General features: G+C 73.1%; 17 protein-coding genes. 10 read left to right on the forward strand and 7 right to left on the reverse strand.

Features of this window, described 5'->3' with window-relative positions; genetic code table 11:
* The first annotated feature begins 57 nt into the window (after positions 1 to 57).
* From ACFYUV_RS41010 to ACFYUV_RS41020, 3 genes are read left to right on the forward strand one after another with little or no spacing between them, the layout of a single operon-like run.
* A complete protein-coding gene (locus tag ACFYUV_RS41010; protein WP_387679034.1) occupies positions 58 to 684 on the forward strand; it encodes a TetR/AcrR family transcriptional regulator in 627 nt (208 codons plus the stop codon).
* Between the two features lie 15 nt (positions 685 to 699).
* Entirely contained in the window at positions 700 to 1,479 is a 780-nt protein-coding gene (locus tag ACFYUV_RS41015) for a hypothetical protein (protein WP_387679037.1), read from the forward strand.
* Positions 1,480 to 1,489: 10 nt separating this feature from the next.
* Positions 1,490 to 2,230, forward strand: coding sequence for an MBL fold metallo-hydrolase (locus tag ACFYUV_RS41020; protein WP_387679040.1), 741 nt, complete (start codon positions 1,490 to 1,492; stop codon positions 2,228 to 2,230).
* A gap of 52 nt (positions 2,231 to 2,282) precedes the next feature.
* Here ACFYUV_RS41020 and ACFYUV_RS41025 read toward each other — a convergent pair whose 3' ends face one another.
* Positions 2,283 to 2,726, reverse strand: coding sequence for an NUDIX domain-containing protein (locus tag ACFYUV_RS41025; protein WP_387679043.1), 444 nt, complete (start codon positions 2,724 to 2,726; stop codon positions 2,283 to 2,285).
* Positions 2,727 to 2,839: 113 nt separating this feature from the next.
* Between ACFYUV_RS41025 and ACFYUV_RS41030 the strand changes: the two genes are divergently transcribed.
* On the forward strand, positions 2,840 to 4,417 hold the full coding sequence (locus ACFYUV_RS41030; RefSeq protein WP_387679045.1) for an alkaline phosphatase family protein: 1,578 nt from the start codon (positions 2,840 to 2,842) through the stop codon (positions 4,415 to 4,417).
* 38 nt (positions 4,418 to 4,455) lie between these two features.
* Here ACFYUV_RS41030 and ACFYUV_RS41035 read toward each other — a convergent pair whose 3' ends face one another.
* Together ACFYUV_RS41035 and ACFYUV_RS41040 are read right to left on the reverse strand one after the other, a co-directional pair.
* Complete coding sequence (locus tag ACFYUV_RS41035; protein WP_387679048.1) at positions 4,456 to 4,926, reverse strand: TspO/MBR family protein; 471 nt, start codon at positions 4,924 to 4,926, stop codon at positions 4,456 to 4,458.
* A gap of 35 nt (positions 4,927 to 4,961) precedes the next feature.
* The gene (locus tag ACFYUV_RS41040; RefSeq protein WP_364414283.1) at positions 4,962 to 5,318 is read right to left on the reverse strand and encodes a helix-turn-helix domain-containing protein; all 357 of its coding nucleotides are present in this window, start codon (positions 5,316 to 5,318) and stop codon (positions 4,962 to 4,964) included.
* Positions 5,319 to 5,350: 32 nt separating this feature from the next.
* On the opposite strand from ACFYUV_RS41040, the gene ACFYUV_RS41045 reads away from it, so the two are divergent.
* Entirely contained in the window at positions 5,351 to 6,232 is an 882-nt protein-coding gene (locus ACFYUV_RS41045; RefSeq protein ID WP_387679051.1) for a TIGR03620 family F420-dependent LLM class oxidoreductase, read from the forward strand.
* A 65-nt stretch (positions 6,233 to 6,297) separates the two neighbouring features.
* Positions 6,298 to 7,260 carry an SDR family NAD(P)-dependent oxidoreductase gene (locus ACFYUV_RS41050; protein ID WP_387679054.1) on the forward strand — a complete coding sequence of 321 codons (963 nt, stop codon included), beginning with the start codon at positions 6,298 to 6,300 and terminating at the stop codon, positions 7,258 to 7,260.
* A gap of 3 nt (positions 7,261 to 7,263) precedes the next feature.
* Here ACFYUV_RS41050 and ACFYUV_RS41055 read toward each other — a convergent pair whose 3' ends face one another.
* Both ACFYUV_RS41055 and ACFYUV_RS41060 read right to left on the reverse strand, forming a co-directional pair.
* A complete protein-coding gene (locus tag ACFYUV_RS41055; protein WP_352360497.1) occupies positions 7,264 to 7,896 on the reverse strand; it encodes a DUF47 family protein in 633 nt (210 codons plus the stop codon).
* A complete protein-coding gene (locus ACFYUV_RS41060; RefSeq protein ID WP_387679057.1) occupies positions 7,893 to 8,843 on the reverse strand; it encodes an inorganic phosphate transporter in 951 nt (316 codons plus the stop codon). Before ACFYUV_RS41060 ends, ACFYUV_RS41055 begins: the two co-directional genes overlap by 4 nt.
* A gap of 164 nt (positions 8,844 to 9,007) precedes the next feature.
* Between ACFYUV_RS41060 and ACFYUV_RS41065 the strand changes: the two genes are divergently transcribed.
* The 4 genes from ACFYUV_RS41065 to purU are packed head-to-tail and all read left to right on the forward strand — an operon-like array spanning position 9,008 to position 14,250.
* On the forward strand, positions 9,008 to 10,084 hold the full coding sequence (locus ACFYUV_RS41065) for a pyridoxal-phosphate-dependent aminotransferase family protein (protein WP_387679060.1): 1,077 nt from the start codon (positions 9,008 to 9,010) through the stop codon (positions 10,082 to 10,084).
* A 7-nt stretch (positions 10,085 to 10,091) separates the two neighbouring features.
* On the forward strand, positions 10,092 to 11,015 hold the full coding sequence (locus ACFYUV_RS41070) for a LysR family transcriptional regulator (RefSeq protein ID WP_387679062.1): 924 nt from the start codon (positions 10,092 to 10,094) through the stop codon (positions 11,013 to 11,015).
* Positions 11,012 to 13,399, forward strand: coding sequence for an FAD-dependent oxidoreductase (locus tag ACFYUV_RS41075; protein ID WP_387679065.1), 2,388 nt, complete (start codon positions 11,012 to 11,014; stop codon positions 13,397 to 13,399). Before ACFYUV_RS41070 ends, ACFYUV_RS41075 begins: the two co-directional genes overlap by 4 nt.
* Positions 13,396 to 14,250, forward strand: a complete 855-nt coding sequence (gene purU / locus ACFYUV_RS41080; protein ID WP_352322831.1) for a formyltetrahydrofolate deformylase — start codon at positions 13,396 to 13,398, stop codon at positions 14,248 to 14,250. The genes ACFYUV_RS41075 and purU overlap by 4 nt, the downstream gene beginning before the upstream one ends.
* Positions 14,251 to 14,265: 15 nt before the next feature.
* Here the strand turns inward: purU and ACFYUV_RS41085 are convergent, their stop codons facing one another.
* Both ACFYUV_RS41085 and ACFYUV_RS41090 read right to left on the reverse strand, forming a co-directional pair.
* The gene (locus ACFYUV_RS41085; RefSeq protein ID WP_387679068.1) at positions 14,266 to 14,616 is read right to left on the reverse strand and encodes a VOC family protein; all 351 of its coding nucleotides are present in this window, start codon (positions 14,614 to 14,616) and stop codon (positions 14,266 to 14,268) included.
* Positions 14,613 to 15,413 carry a helix-turn-helix domain-containing protein gene (locus tag ACFYUV_RS41090; protein WP_387679071.1) on the reverse strand — a complete coding sequence of 267 codons (801 nt, stop codon included), beginning with the start codon at positions 15,411 to 15,413 and terminating at the stop codon, positions 14,613 to 14,615. The genes ACFYUV_RS41085 and ACFYUV_RS41090 overlap by 4 nt, the downstream gene beginning before the upstream one ends.

Genomic DNA, 15,413 nt, shown 5'->3' on the forward strand with positions numbered 1-15,413 from the left:
TTCGCTCCGGAAAGAACCGTATATCGGAGCGCAACGCTCCGCAATATCCTGTACGGCATGGCAGGACGCGGCAGGCAGGCCGAGGCGGCGCGGAACGATCTGCGGCTGCTCCAGGCGGCCCACGAGGTGTTCACGACCCAGGGGTTCGACGCGCCGGTCTCGGCCATCGCCAGGCAGGCGGGCGTCGGCATGGGCAGCCTCTACCGGCGCTACCGCACCAAGGAGGAGCTGCTCCAGCGGCTGTGCCTGATCGCCATGGAACGCGTGGTCGACAACCTGGAGTCAGCCCTGGCCGAGCCCGACCCGTGGACCGGGCTGGAGGCGTACGTGCGCGCCTGCGTCGCCGGCCGCTCCGGCGCGCTGGCCCCGGTGGCGGGCACGATCGAGGTCACCGACGAGATGTGGCGCACCTCCCGCCGGGCCACCGAGCTGGCCGGCACCCTCGTCGCCAGGGCCCGCGAGGCCGGCGCGCTGCGGCCCGACGCGACCACGCTCGACGTCTCGCTGCTCATCGAGCAGTTCAGCAGGCCCGCCCCCGGCCCGCCGAGCGAGGAGCACCAGCGGGTCAAGGAGCGCCTGCTGGCCATCGCGCTCGACGGCCTGCGCGCCCCCGGCGCGACCCCGCTGCCCGGCGAGCCACCGAGCGCCGAGTGGTACGAAGGACGCTGGCGGACCTCCCCGTAGGTCTACGGTGGGACGGTGGCCTTCAATGACCTGCTGAAAGACCTCCAAGACAGCGCCGGAGCACAGGCCGCGGGCATCAGGCGCGGCTACGGCGGCCCGCCCGCCCGGACGATGAGCGTGCGCTCCGGCCCGGCCCGGTTGCGCTGCGCCTCGCTGCTCAAGCCGCTCTACGCCTGGGTGGCCGCCGACCACATCGACGACGCCGAGCGCTGGCGCCGCCACGCCGAGCCCGCCGTGGTCGTCTCCTCCAACGCCGACACGCTCAGCCTCTGGCTGTCCATCGGCCCCCGCGTGCTGCTGGACGACCTCTACCGGCGCACCGGCGTCCGGTGGGCCCAGCCGGGCGGCGACCCGTCGCGCTTCGGCTCGGTGGAGGTCTCGGCCGAGGAGGTCGCCGCCGCCTACGCCGTGTTCGCGCAGGCCGCGGCGGCGGGCGACCCGGTGGCGGCCACCGTCCTGGCGTGGATGCGGCAGGTGGCGGGCGAGCAGACGTTCGGCGCCCGCGAGGCGCTCGGCTCGCCCGAGGCCGGCGTCAAGTGCGGCTGGTACGGCGCCCCCGACGAGACCTGCCTGCGCACCCACGCCGTCGCCGTCCTGCCGCGCGGCGGCACCCGGGCCACCGTGGTCGTGGCGATGACCGCGCTGCCCTACACCGGCGAGCGCGACCGCGAGTCCTACCACGCCCGCATCGCCCAGGGGCTGCCGGTCGAGTCCGTGCACGAGGGCCTGGCCGGGCCGCTGCTGCGGGGCCTGATGTCCACCACGTTGGCCGAGCTGGGGCACAAGCCCCGATAAGGTCGTGATCGTGCTGATCACAGTGCTGGGCGGATGCGGGGCTTGGCCGGCGGCGGGCCAGGCGTGCAGCGGTTATCTCATCGAGCACGACGGTTTCCGCGTGCTCGTCGATCCCGGCTACGCCACGCTGCCGCGGCTGCTCGAAACGACGCCGGCCGAGCGGGTCGACGCCGTCCTGGTCAGCCACGGCCATCCCGACCACTGCTGCGACCTCAACCCGCTGCTGCGCGCCCGCGCCCTGGGCGACGCCCCGCCGGCCGCGCTGCCCGTGCACGCGCCGCCCGGCGCGCTCGACGCCGTGCTCGCGCTCGACCGGCGCGGCATGCTGGCCGGCAGCTTCGAGCTGCACGACCTGGAGCCGGGCACGCCGCGCGAGATCGGCCCCTTCCGGCTCGACGCCTTCTCGCTGCCGCACCACGTGCCCAACGCCGGGCTGCGGCTGAGCGCGAGCGGCCGGGTGATCGCCTACACCGGCGACACCGGACCGTCCGCCGACCTCGTCACGCTGGCCGCCGGCGCCGACCTGCTGGTGGCCGAGGCGACCTATCCCGAGCAGGTGCCCGGCGAGGACGCCCCTTACCTGTCCAGCGCCGCCGACGCGGGCCGCACCGCCGCGGCGGCCGGGGCCGCCCGGTTGCTGCTCACCCACCTGTGGCCCGGCACCCGGCCCGAGCCGGCGCTGGCGGCGGCGGCCAGGTCCTACCAGGGCGACCTCGCGGTGGCCACGGCGGGCCGCACGATCGAGGTGTAGCGGCGGGTTCAGCGGCGCGCGGCGGCGGCTCAGCGGCGGTTCAGCGGCGGGTTCAGTGGCGCGCGGCGGCGCGCAGGGCGGCCACCACGTCGGCCAGCTCCGGCGGCTCGACGCCGTACGGCAGCTCCTCGGCCCAGGTGTGACCGCGGTAGACGCCGAGCTCCTCCTCGGTGAGCGCGGCGGGGGCCACCCGCGGGCGCGCCTCGTCGAAGGTGGCCAGGAAGAACGGCTCGGTCTTCACGTAGCGCACGCCCAGCCAGGAGAAGTCGCGCTCGACGTCCACCCGGTGCTCGCCGACGGCCGAGCCGGGCAGCCCGGTCTCCTCGGCCAGCTCGCGCCGGGCCGCCTCCAGCGGCGTCTCGCCCGGATCGAGGCCGCCGCCCGGCGGTTCCCACACGTCCCTGCCGCTGACCGGGTCGTACCAGTGCATGAGCAGGACGCGCCCGTCGCGGTCGAGGCAGACGACGCGGGCGGCGGGACGTTGGCTACTGCCCATTTGGGCCCCCTTTTCCCTCTATGGCGTCCATCGGAAAGACGCTATTCACGCACCCGCCTGACGCTGGAGATCCTTCAGCCGGATCACCCCAGCACTCAGCGAGGAGTACGTCCATGCAACGATGGCGCATCCTGCCCGCTCTCGTGGCCGCGGCCGTGTCGGTCCCCGCGCCGGCGGCCCTGGCGCATCAGGCGGCCGATCCCGCACCCGCTCCCGAGGGCAAGGTCCTCAACGGCGCGACCGCCCTGGCCGCGCCCGTGCCCGTGCCCGACGTCCCGAACGGCATCAGCAGCGACAAGGTCCTGGTCATCGGCCTCGACGGGTTACGCCACGACCGCATCGCCCCCGCCGACGCCCCCAACCTCGACGCCCTGATCAGCGGCGGCACGTTCGGCGCGAGCCTGCTCTACACCAGCCCGATGGCCGCCACCTCCAGCGGCCCCGGCTGGTCCACGATCGCCACCGGCGTCTGGCCCGACCTGCACGGCGTCAAGGACAACACCTTCGCCGGCAAGCACTACGACCGCTACCCCGACTTCCTGACCCGGCTGGAGAACACCGGCGCCGGCCACTCCACCTACGCCGCCCTCGACTGGAAGCCGCTCGCCGACCAGGGCACGTTCGGCCCCCGGATCGACGCCAGGGTGGTCCTGGACGGCGACGCCGACGGCTACCCGGCCGAGGACGAGCGCCTCACCCAGGTCAGCGAGACTGTCCTGCGCACGAAGAACCCGGACGCCGCCTTCGTCTACCTGGGCGCGATCGACATCGCCGGGCACGGCAGCGGCGCCGCCTCGGCCGCCTACCTGACCGCGATCCACGACGCCGACGCCCGGATCGGCCGGCTGCTGGCCGCGGTCAGGGCCAGGCCGACGTACGGGAGCGAGCGCTGGACGGTGATCGTGGCCACCGACCACGGGCACACCGACGCGGGCGGGCACGGCGGGTCCTCGATCGAGGAGCGCCGCACGTTCGTCCTGGCGTCCGGGCCGGGCATCGCCGCCGGGGCGCGGCCGGCCGACACGCGCCTGGTGGACGTGACGGCCGCGGTCTTCACCGGGCTGGGGCTGGCCGTGCCGGGCGGGATCGACGGCCGCCGCGTCGACACCAGGACCGGCGACCCGTTCGAGGGCGTCGCGCTGTCCGGCAGGACCGACGAGACCGGCATCCCGGCCGGCGTGCTCGGCTACTCGCACACGCCGCCCGCGGGCTGGTCGGCGGACGCGTCCAGGATGCCGTCAGGGGGCGTTCAGGAGTGGCGCGGCTGGGCGTTCACCACCGACGAGTTCTGGTCGCGGGCGGCCCGTGACCAGCAGCGGGAGCTGAACGTCCGGTCCAGGGGCACCTTCGCGGTGGCCGACTCCGACGAGTGGGACGACAAGGCGCACGGGACCGGGACGTTCGACTCGACGCTCGTCTCGCCCGCCTACACCGTGGCCGGCCGGACGTCCGTCACCCTCGCCTACGCCACCCACTACCGCGCGGACGGCGCGCAGAAGGCGCAGGTGCTCGTGTCGTTCGACGGCGGCGCGGACACGCTGGTGAAGAACTACACGGCCGACGCGGTCGCCAGGAACGAGTCGCTCGCGGTGACCGTGCCGGCCGGGGCCAGGTCGATGAGGGTCAAGTTCCACTACTTCGACGCGACCAACAACTGGTACTGGGCGGTGGACGACCTGCGCGTCTCCTGACCGCGCGGGCGGGGCCCCGCCTTCGGGCGGGGTTCCGGTCAGGGGTTGCGGGCGGCGATGGAGGCGTTGAGTGCGGTGGCGAAGGCCGTCCAGCCGACGTAGGGCAGCAGGGCCAGCCCGGCGCGGCGGTCGGCGCGCAGGAAGCGGCGCAGCAGCACGAGGTTGGCCGCGTCGAGCGCGACGATGTCGGCCAGCGCCAGGCGCGGGGAGCGGGCGCCGAAGAACAGCGGGGTCCAGGCGGCGTTGAGCGCGAGGTTGGCGCCCAGGGCGCGGGCCAGGCCGGCCCGGTCGTCGCCGCTGGTCAGGGCGCGCGCGCCGGCGTAGGCGATGAGGGCGTAGACCGGCGTCCAGACCAGGCCGAACGCCTGGCTGGGCGGCTGCCAGCGGGGCTTGCGCAGCCCGCGGTACCAGGCCGAGCCGGAGGAGGTGGCCAGGCTGCCGAGCGTGGCCGTGACGGTGACCGCGGCCGTGGTGGCGAGGAGGTTACGGGCGAACGGGCGCATCTGCATGGGCCTGCCCCTACCCGCCAGGGCCGCCGCATGCCCTAGGCGCCCTCCGGCTCCTCGACGACGAGGGCGAGCAGGCCGGGGAAACGTTCGTCGAACTCCGCGCGGCGCAGCCGGTTGAGCCGGCGGGCGCCTTCGTCGCGCTGCTCCAGCAGGCCGACCTGGCGCAGCACCCCGAAGTGGTGGCTGAGCGTGGACTTGGCCACCGGCAGGTGGGCGAACGTGCCGCAGGCGCGCGCCCAGTCGGGCTCCCCGGCCAGCTCGCGGACGATGCGGCGGCGGACCGGGTCGCCGAGCGCGTCGAGGGCGGCCTGCAGCGACACCTCGACGGGCGAGGTGTGGGTCAGGCCGCGCGTTCTGTTCGATGGCGGTCGAACATTGGTGTAGTGTTCCATCTCGATCGAACATTCTAGTCGAGGGAGCGGCCATGGAGACCGGGCACTTCGGGGTGTGGCATCCGCTGATCGGCAAGGCCCCCGCCGAGCAGGCGCGGCGCGCGGCGGCCGAGATCGAGCGGCTGGGCTACGGCTCCGTCTGGATCAACGAGGGCCGGCAGAGCAAGGAGCCGCTCACCACCGCGGCCGTCCTGCTGGCCGCCACCACCCGCGTCGCGGTCGCGACCGGCATCGCCAGCATCTGGGGCCGCGACGCGACGGGCATGACGGCGGGCGCGAAGACGCTGGCCGACGCCTTCCCGGGCCGTTTCGTGCTGGGCATCGGGGTCAGCCACGGCCCGCTGGTCGGCAGCCGCGGCCACGCCTACGACAAGCCGCTGAGCGCGATGCGCGCCTACCTCGACGGCATGGACGCCGCCGAGGAGGGCCTGCCCGCGGCGCGGGCGCCCCGGCTGCTGGCGGCGCTGCGGCCCCGGATGCTGGAGCTGTCCAGAGACCGGGCCGACGGCGCCCACACCTACTTCGTGCCGCCCGAGCACACCGAGCAGGCCCGCCGCGTCCTCGGCGCGAACCGGCTGCTGGTGCCCGAGCAGGCCGTGGTGCTGGAGACCGACCCGGCAAGGGCCCGCGAGATCGCCCGCGCCCACCTGGCCTACTACCTGACCCTGCCCAACTACCTGGGCAACCTGCGCGCCCTGGGCTTCACCGACGCCGACTTCACAGGCGGTGGCAGCGACCGGCTGGCCGACGCCATCGTGGCCTGGGGCGACGAAGGGCAGGTCGCCGCGCGGCTGCGGGCCCACCTCGACGCCGGGGCCGACCACGTGGCCGTCCAGCCGCTGTCGCCGGGCGCCCCCGACCTCGACGACGCCCTGAGCCGGCTCCAGCGCCTGGCCCCGGCCCTCGGCCTCTGATCCGGGCGGGCGGCCCGGCGGGTCGGTTTGACTTAGAGCGCACTTCAATTCGTAACGTCGGTCCCATGACAACGCCTCAGCACAGGATCGGTTCGGGTTTCGGCGCGAGAAGCACCGCGGACGAGGTGCTCAAGGGCATCGACCTCACCGGCAGGGTCGCGCTCGTCACCGGCGGCTACTCCGGCCTCGGCCTGCAGACCACCCGCGCGCTCAGCGACGCCGGAGCCCAGGTCGTCGTCCCAGCCCGGCGGCGCGGCGCGGCCGAGGAGGCCCTGGCCGGCATCGACGGCGTCGAGGTGGGCGAGCTCGACCTGGGCGACCTCGACAGCGTGCGGCGCTTCGCCGAGGAGTTCCTGGCCTCCGGCCGCGACCTGCACCTCGTGATCAACAACGCCGGCATCATGGCCTGTCCCGAGACGCGGGTCGGCCCCGGCTGGGAGGCCCAGTTCGCCACCAACCACCTCGGCCACTACGCGCTGGTCAACCGCCTGTGGCCGGCCGTCGAGCGCGGCGGCGGCCGGGTCGTGGCCGTCTCCTCCGCCGGCCACCGGCGCTCCGGCATGCGCTGGGACGACGTGATGTTCGAACGCGGCTACGACAAGTGGCAGGCCTACGGCCAGGCGAAGACGGCCAACGTGCTGTTCGCCGTGCACCTCGACGCCCTGGCCAAGGACGCGGGCGTGCGGGCGTTCGCGGTGCACCCCGGCGGCATCCTGACCCCGCTCCAGCGCCACCTGACCAAGCAGGAGATGGTCGAGGCGGGCTGGATCGACGAGCAGGGCAACCTGCTCAATCCCGGCTTCAAGAGCCCTGAGCAGGGCGCGGCCACCCAGGTGTGGGCGGCCACCTCGCCGCAGCTCGACGGCATGGGCGGCGTCTACTGCGAGGACTGCGACATCGCCGAGCCGGCCGACGGCTCCGGCGGCGGGGTCCATCCCCATGCCACCGACCCCGAGCAGGCCGCCCGCCTGTGGCGGTTGTCGGCCGAGCTGACCGGCGTCGACGCCTTCGCCGGGCGCGCGGCCTGACGGTCAGCGTTTCATGGCGCCGTCGGCGATGGCGTCCGCCGCCTCGCCGATGGCCATGCCCACGATCTCCAGGCGGCGCACCAGCTCGCGCTGCTTGAGCGCGTCCGAGGTGACCTCGCCGGAGAAGATCCGGGAGATCTCGTACTGGTACATGCGCCGGATCGCGCCGCCGGCCTTCTTGGCCTCCAGGGCGTCCTGCACCACCGCCGAGGGCCGGGCGGCCAGGCCGCGCACGGCGCTCTCCAGGGCGTCTATGCCCACGATGACCTGGTCGAGCAGCGGCGTGAAGCGGATCTGGTCGGGCACCCGGTACAGGTGCGACTCGCGCACGAAGTCCCGCAGCGAGTCCAGCACGTCGTCGATCGAGCGCGACAGGCGGAACAGGTCCTCGGGGTCGATGGGCGTGACCAGCGCGGTCTTGAGCTCCTCGACCAGGCGGGCGCGCTCCTCGTCGCCGAGGTGCTCGATCGCGCGCATCCGCTCGTGCGCGCCGGTCCTGCCCACCTCGCCGCCGATCATGGCCATCGCCAGCCACGCGCCCTGCTTGGTGGCCTTGAGCTGGCCGAGCAGGGCGCCGGTCAGCGCGCCGTCCATGCGGCCGGTCATGAGGTCACGGATCCGGCGCCATCGCTTCACCACGTCCCCCTCAGCCCCTTCAGGACGAACGCCGCCGTCGCGGCCAGCAGGCCGCTCAGCGGGAGCGTCAGCAGCCAGGCCAGGACGATCTTGACGGCGGCGTACCAGCGGACCCGGCCGCCGCCCTGCGCCACCCCGGCGCCGACCAGCCCGCCGGCCACGGCCTGGGTCATGCTCACGGGCATACCCAGCCCGGCGCAGGCGAGCACGGCGGTGCCCGCGGCCAGTTCGGCGGCGACGCCGTGCGCGGGCCGGGAGACGATGATCTCGCGGCTCAGCGTGCGGCCCGCCCTGGGCAGCCCGTAGAGCGCGCCGAGCCCGAACAGCACCGCCACCAGCGCGGTGCAGGCCAGGGGCGCGCCCTGGAAGCCGAGCGCGATCATGAAGACGGCCAGCATCTTCTGCCCGTCGTTGGCCGCGTAGGCGAGCGTCTGGAGCAGGAACCCGGCCCAGTGCCAGCGGGCCAGGCCAGGCGCGTCGGTCACCCGGACGAGCAGCCGGATGAGCAGCCACGACAGCAGCGCCCCCACGAACGGCGCGGCCAGCCCGAAGACCAGCACGAGCGCCACCGAGCCGCCCGACACCGGCAGCCCCCACCCCAGCCCGGCCCCGGTGAGCCCGCCCACCACGGCCAGCGTGAGGCTGGTCGGCCGGCCCTTCGCGCTGAGCGTGAACACCACCGCCAGTGCGCAGAGCACGGCCACGGTCATCGCGGCCTGGCCGCCGGGGGCGTGGAAGCCCGCCAGCCGGTTCACGAACGTCAGCGCCACCTGGTGGGTGACCAGCGGCACCACCGTGACGAGCAGCACCAGCGCGAGGATGCCGACGGCCGGCCTGATCACCGGCAGCTTGAGCCCGGTCGCCAGCAGCGCCCCGCCGTCGTTGATCCCGGACACGACGGCGAACAGCCCCGCGACCCCGATCAGTACGACGGTCTCCAACGGCACGTGTCCCATCCCAGTCGGCGCTGCTCGGCACGGACAAGCCCGATTCCCTTATGGCCCTCATAGGGGAAAGGCGGCTGTCCCGTGCGGCGCCACCCCGGATAGCGTCCGTAATGCCCGATAACTACCCAAGATCGAGTGGATTGATGGACGAAGAACTCATTCTGTTGAATCCCGGGCCCGCATGTACGTCGAAGCGGGTCAAGGACGCCCTGCTTCGCGGCGACCTCTGCCACCGCGAGCCCGAGTTCACGGAGTTGCTGTTCAGGATCCGCGAGGCCCTGCCCCGGTGCCTGAACCTCGGCGGCACGCACGAGGCGCTGCTGGTCACCGGGTCGGGAACCGCGGCCATGGAGATGGCGGTCATCAGCTCCGTCCGCGCGGGACGCGGCGTGCTCGTCGTGAACAACGGCGTCTACGGCGACCGCATGATCAAGATCGCGAAGGCGCACGGCATCCCGTTCCACGAGGTCAGGAGCGAGTGGACGGTCCCGGCCGACCCCGAGGCCGTCCGGGCGGCGCTCGCCGGGCGCGACGACGTGGACGCCGTGGTCTGCGTGCACCACGAGACCACGACCGGCCTGATCAACCCGATCAAGGAGATCGGCGAGGTGGTGGCCGAGCACGGCGCGCTGTTCGTGATCGACGCGATCAGCGGCACCGCGATCGAGGACCAGGACCTGGCGCAGGTCAGGGCGGACGTCGTCTGCGGCACCGCCAACAAGGGCCTGCACGGGCTGCCCGGCATGTCGTTCATCCTGTGCAGCGAGGCCGCCATCGAGCGGATCCAGGAGGCGCCCGCGCGCAGCCTCTACCTCAACGCCGCCAGCTACCTGGCCGGTCAGCGCAAGGGTGACGTGCCGTTCACCCCGGCCGTGCAGGTCTGCTACTCCCTCGACGAGGCGATCAAGGAGTACGAGGAGGCGGGCGGCTTCGCGGCGCGGACCCGGCTGTACCGCGAGCGGGCGGCCCTCGTCCGCGGCCAGTTCGCGCGACTTGGCCTGAAAATTCTCGTTGATGAACAATTCAGGTCAAACACCGTAACAATGCTTCATCTCCCCGAAAACGTAACTTATACGGCGCTTCATGATGAGCTCAAAAAGCGCGGTTACGTTATCTACGCCGGTCAGGGGCAACTCTCCGCGGACTTCTTCAGGATCTGCACGATGGGCGAGATCCCCTGGCACCGGCTGGAACAGCTCGAGGACGCGCTCCGAGAGTCGATCGAGGCAGCTAGGGGTTAACGACGACATGCAGCTCAACCTGCACCGGCTCTGGATCTTCATGACGGTCGTGGAGTGCGGCGGCTTCTCGGCCGCCGCGCAGAAGCTCTACCTCAGCCAGCCGTCCGTGTCACACCAGGTCAGGCAGCTTGAGCAGGCGCTGCGCGCCACACTGATCGACCGCAGCGGCGCCCGCATCAGGCTCACCCCCGAGGGCGAGGTGATGCTGGAGTACGCCAGGCGGGTGTTCCTGCTGGCCGACGAGGCCGTGGCCGCCATTCGGCAGGTCTCCGGGCTGCAGACCGGCAAGCTGGTCGCGGGAGGCACCACCACCGTCGGCACGTACCTCCTGCCGCCGTTGCTGGCCGCCTTCCGCGACCGTCATCCGGGCATCGAGCTCGGCATCCAGGTCGGCAACGGCCAGCGGGTCGAGCGCGGCCTGGTGGACGGCGAGATCGGCGTCGCGGTGCTGGCCGGCGAGCCCGGCGCGGCGCAGCTCGTCAGCGAGCCGATCCTGGAGGACCGGCTCGTCGTCATCACCCAGCCGGGCCACCGGCTGGCCGGCAAGGGCCGCGCCGAGCCGGCCGACCTGACGGGCGAGTTCTTCCTCATCCGCGAGCCCGGCTCCTCCACCCGCGAGCTGCAGGAGCAGGCGCTGGAGACGTGGGGGCTCGAAGAGGCCGGCCGCAGCGAGATCTGGGGCCCGGAGACGATCAAGCAGGCGGTCGCCGCGGGGCTCGGCGTCTCGCTGGTGTCCGAGCACTGCGTCGAGCAGGAGCTCGCCGACGGGCGGCTGGCGGCCCTGGAGGTGCTGCCCGCGCCCAAGCCCCGCCCCATCGTGCTGGCCCACCGCCGCGACCGGCTGCTGGGGCCCGCCGAGCAGGCGTTCATCGCCATGCTGCGCAACGTCCGCAGCTGGCCGGGGATCAATCGCTTGAGGAGCATCTCTTGACATCCCTGCCCTCCCGGGCACAGGTCGTGATCATCGGCGGCGGCATCGCGGGCTGCAGCGTGGCCTACCACCTGGCCCAGCTGGGCTGGACCGACGTCGTGCTGCTCGAACAGGGGCAGCTCTCCTGCGGCACCACGTGGCACGCCGCCGGGCTCGTCGGCCAGCTCCGCAGCACCGAGAGCATGACCAGGCTGATCAAGTACAGCACCGACCTGTACGCCCGCCTGGAGGCCGAGACCGGCTTCGGCACCGGCTGGAGGCAGTGCGGCAGCGTCAGCGTGGCCCGCACCCCCGAGCGCATGACCCAGTTGCGGCGCACCGCGGCCGCCGCCCGGAACTACGGCATCCAGGCCGAGGTCGTCAGCGCGCGCGAGGCGGGCGAGCTGTGGCCGGTCATGCGCACCGACGACCTGGTGGGCGGCGTCTGGCTGCCCGGCGACGGCAAGGCAAACCCGTCGGACCTCACGCAGGCGCTGGCCAGGGGCGCGCAGCGGCACGGCGTCCAGGTGATCGAGCGGGTCCGGGTCACCGGCGTCACCGTGCGCGACGGCGTCGTGCGCGGCGTGCACACCTCCGAGGGCCACATCGAGACCGAGGTGCTGGTCAACTGCGCCGGGCAGTGGGCCAAGGAGGTCGGCAGGATGGCCGGCGCGACCGTCCCGCTGCACTCGGCCGAGCACTACTACGTGGTCACCGAACGCATCCCCGGCGTGCGCCCCGACCTGCCCGTGCTGCGCGACCCCGACGGCTACGCCTACCTCAAGGAGGAGGTCGGCGGCCTGGTCGTGGGCGGCTTCGAGCCGGACGCCAAGCCCTGGGGCATGGACGGCATCCCCCACCCCTTCGAGTTCCAGCTCCTGGAGGAGGACTGGGACCAGTTCGCGATCATCATGGAGAACGCGATCCAGCGCGTCCCGGCGTTGGAGAGCGCCGGGATCAGGATGTTCTACAACGGGCCGGAGAGCTTCACGCCCGACAACATGTTCCTGCTGGGCGAGACCCCCGAGGTGCGCGGCCTGTTCGTCGGCGCGGGGTTCAACTCGGCCGGCATCGCCTCGGCGGGCGGCGCCGGCCGCGCGCTGGCCGAGTGGATCGTGAACGGCGAGCCGACCGGCGACCTGTGGCCCGCCGACATCCGGCGCTTCGCCCGCTGGGCCGGCAACGACACCTGGCTGCGCGACCGGGTCACCGAGACGCTGGGGCTGCACTACGCGATGTCCTGGCCGGACCGTGAGCCGGAGACCGCCCGGCCGCTGCGCCGCTCGCCGGTGCACCACCTGCTGGCGCAGGCCGGGGCGCGCTTCGGGTCGAAGATGGGCTGGGAGCGGGTCAACTACTTCGGGCCCGCCACGCCGTCCACGTTCGGGCGGCCGGGATGGCAGCCGTACGTGGACGCCGAGGTGGCGGCCTGCCGGAACGCGGCGGCGCTGTTCGACCAGACGGCCTTCTCCAAGTTCGTCCTCAAGGGCCCGGAGGCCATGGAGGCGTTGCAGTGGCTGTGCACCGCCGACGTGGACGTCGAACCCGGCCGGGTCGTCTACACCGGCCTGCTCAACGACCGGGGCGGCTACGAGTCGGACCTGACGGTGACGCGCGTGGCCCGCGACGAGTACCTGATCGTGACCGGCTCGGCCCAGACCACCAGGGACTTCGACCACATCTCCAAGGGCCTCGGCGACCGGCGGGCGGTCCTGGTGGACGTCACCGGCGCGTACGCCGTCTTCGGCGTGATGGGCCCCTCGTCCAGGACGATCCTGCAGTCGGTGTCGAAGTCCGACTTCTCCGCCTTCGACTTCGGCACGTCCCGCCTGGTCGACCTCGGCCACGCCACCGTGCGCGCCACCCGCGTCACGTACGTGGGCGAGCTGGGCTGGGAGTTGTACGTGCCCGCCGAGTTCGCCGTCACCGTGCACGAGACGCTCATGGGCGCCGGCGGGCTGACCCAGGCCGGTCACTACGCCATCGAGGCCATGCGCATCGAGAAGGGCTACCGCGCCTGGGGCCGCGAGCTGGGACCCGAGATCACCCCCGCTGCCGCCGGACTGCGTTTCACCTGCAAGAAGAGCGGCGGCTACCGGGGAGCGCGGCACGCTCTGGAGACGCCGTCGCGCAGGGTAGTCTCGATCGTGCTGGACGACCCCGCCGCACACCTGTGGGGCGGCGAGTCCCTGCTGTCCGACGGCGTCCCGGTGGGCTACGTCACCTCGGCGGCCCACAGCCCCACGCTCGGCAGGTCCGTGGCGCTGGGCTTCGTCACCGAGGTCTCGCAGGAAGGCGGCGTCACGCTGGAGAAGGTGGAGGTCGACGTGGCCGGCGACCTGTACTCTGCCCAGATCAGCCTCAAGGCGCCCTACGATCCCACGTCCGCGAGAGTGAAGGCATGAGCAGCCACGCCGAGTACATCCTGACCCTGTCCTGCCCCGACCGCCCCGGCGTGGTGGCCGCCGTCTCCGGCCTGCTGGCGGCGCACGGGTGCAACATCATCGAGAGCCAGCAGTTCGGCGACCGGGTCGCCCAGCGGTTCTTCATGCGCGTGCAGTTCTCCGGCCCGCTCGGCGAGGACGAGCTGGGCGCCGCCTTCGCCGCCCTGGCCCCCGACTTCGCCATGGAGTTCAGGCTGCGCGACGTGGCCAGGAAGCCGCGCGTGCTGATCATGGTCAGCCGGTTCGACCACTGCCTCAACGACCTGCTCTACCGGGTCAGGTCGAAGACGCTCGGCATCGAGGTCGTCGCGGTCGCCTCCAACCACCCCGACCTGCGCCCGCTCACCCAGTCGTACGGCATCGACTACCACCACCTGCCGATCACGCCCGAGACCAAGCCGAGGCAGGAGGCCGAGGTGCTGGCGCTGGTCGAGCACTACCAGGTCGACCTGGTGGTGCTGGCCCGCTACATGCAGGTGCTGTCGGAGGACCTGTGCGAGAAGCTGGCCGGGCGGGCGATCAACATCCACCACTCGTTCCTGCCGTCGTTCAAGGGCGCCAAGCCCTACCACCAGGCCCACAACCGGGGCGTCAAGCTCATCGGCGCCACGGCCCACTACGTGACCTCCGACCTCGACGAGGGGCCGATCATCGAGCAGGAGGTCGCCCGGGTCAACCACAGCCACTCGCCGGACGATCTCGTGCGCATCGGGCGCGACGTGGAGTGCGTGGCGCTGGCCCGCGCGGTCCAGTGGCACGCCGAGCAGCGCGTCCTGCTCGACGGCCACAAGACCGTCGTCTTCCCCCGCTGACCGCTCTTCGCGGCTTTACGGGCGGTACGTCCCGAAGAACCAGGAGTTGCCTTCGGGGTCCTCGCAGCCGTACTCGCGCGAGCCGTACGGCTGGTCGGTGAGCTCCATGGTGATCACGGCCCCCGCGGCCCTGGCGCGATCGTGGTGGGCGTCGACGTCGTCGACCGCGATGTAGACGCCGGGCCCGCCCGGCTTCCCCCGGCCGATCATGATCAGGTCGTCCTCGACGAACAGCTCGGCGTGCTCGACGACCCCGGACCCGTCCTTCGACGACTCGTGCACCCGGAACCCGAACGCCCCGGTCAGGAAGTCGAGCGCCGCCTGCGGGTGCTCGTAGCGGGCCAGTGCGTAGACAGTGCGTTTCATGGCTCCAGCATGTCCGGCGGCCCGCCCGCGGGTCTTGGACGAATCTGACCGGGCGTGGTGCCGCCGAGCGCCCGGAACTCCCGGTTGAGATGGGCCTGGTCGTAGAAGCCGCACTCGGCCGCGACCGCGGCGATCGGCCTGCCGGAGCGCAGCAGCCGCGCCGCCCGGCCGAACCTGATCACCCGGGCCGCCGTCTTGGGGGCCAGCCCGACCTGGTCGTGGAAGCGGGCCACCAGATGCCGATGGCTCCAGCCCAGCGACGCGGCCAGCGACGACACGCCGAGCCGCCCGCCCGACTCCAGCAGCCGCGCCCACGCCCACGGCAGCTCGGGGCCCACCTGCGGCCCGGCCAGGATGCGCGCGGTCAGCAGCCGGTCGGTCAGGGCCAGCCGCTCCCGCCACGACGGCGTCGCGGCCAGCCGGTCGAGCAGCTCCCCGGCCCACGGCCCGAGCACCGCCTCCACCGGGACCACCCGGCTCGTCAGGTGGCGCATCGGCAGCCCGTACAGCCGCCGCGCCCCGAACGGCGTGAGCACCACCTCCACGCCCTCGCAGGGCCCCTCGACGCGGGTGACCGCGAACCGGTCGGCGAGCCCGCCCGCGAACGCACCGACCCGCTCCCCGTACGCCTCCATCGGCGCGCCGACGCCCAGGATGAGCACCGCCCCGGGAAGGGCGGCCTCGGCGCGCGTGACGGGCGCGGGATAGTGCTCGCTGTAGGCGCAGAGCCGGGTGACGTACGGCCGCAGCGCAGCGCTGGGGACGGCCTCGACGACGGCCGGCCCCAGGCTGCTCAT

The organism is Nonomuraea sp. NPDC003560 (genome assembly GCF_042878785.1).
In the GTDB taxonomy this organism is placed as follows: Bacteria; Actinomycetota; Actinomycetes; order Streptosporangiales; family Streptosporangiaceae; genus Nonomuraea.

What these genes read in the sequence shown, in the direction of transcription:
- ACFYUV_RS41010 (WP_387679034.1), top strand. Translation starts at nt 58, where the DNA reads ATGGCAGGACGCGGCAGGCAGGCCGAGGCGGCGCGGAACGATCTGCGG.
- ACFYUV_RS41025 (WP_387679043.1), bottom strand. Translation starts at nt 2,726, where the DNA reads ATGGGCAGTAGCCAACGTCCCGCCGCCCGCGTCGTCTGCCTCGACCGC.
- ACFYUV_RS41030 (WP_387679045.1), top strand. Translation starts at nt 2,840, where the DNA reads ATGCAACGATGGCGCATCCTGCCCGCTCTCGTGGCCGCGGCCGTGTCG.
- ACFYUV_RS41035 (WP_387679048.1), bottom strand. Translation starts at nt 4,926, where the DNA reads ATGCAGATGCGCCCGTTCGCCCGTAACCTCCTCGCCACCACGGCCGCG.
- ACFYUV_RS41040 (WP_364414283.1), bottom strand. Translation starts at nt 5,318, where the DNA reads ATGGAACACTACACCAATGTTCGACCGCCATCGAACAGAACGCGCGGC.
- ACFYUV_RS41045 (WP_387679051.1), top strand. Translation starts at nt 5,351, where the DNA reads ATGGAGACCGGGCACTTCGGGGTGTGGCATCCGCTGATCGGCAAGGCC.
- ACFYUV_RS41050 (WP_387679054.1), top strand. Translation starts at nt 6,298, where the DNA reads ATGACAACGCCTCAGCACAGGATCGGTTCGGGTTTCGGCGCGAGAAGC.
- ACFYUV_RS41070 (WP_387679062.1), top strand. Translation starts at nt 10,092, where the DNA reads ATGCAGCTCAACCTGCACCGGCTCTGGATCTTCATGACGGTCGTGGAG.
- purU (WP_352322831.1), top strand. Translation starts at nt 13,396, where the DNA reads ATGAGCAGCCACGCCGAGTACATCCTGACCCTGTCCTGCCCCGACCGC.
- ACFYUV_RS41085 (WP_387679068.1), bottom strand. Translation starts at nt 14,616, where the DNA reads ATGAAACGCACTGTCTACGCACTGGCCCGCTACGAGCACCCGCAGGCG.
- ACFYUV_RS41090 (WP_387679071.1), bottom strand. Translation starts at nt 15,413, where the DNA reads ATGAGCAGCCTGGGGCCGGCCGTCGTCGAGGCCGTCCCCAGCGCTGCG.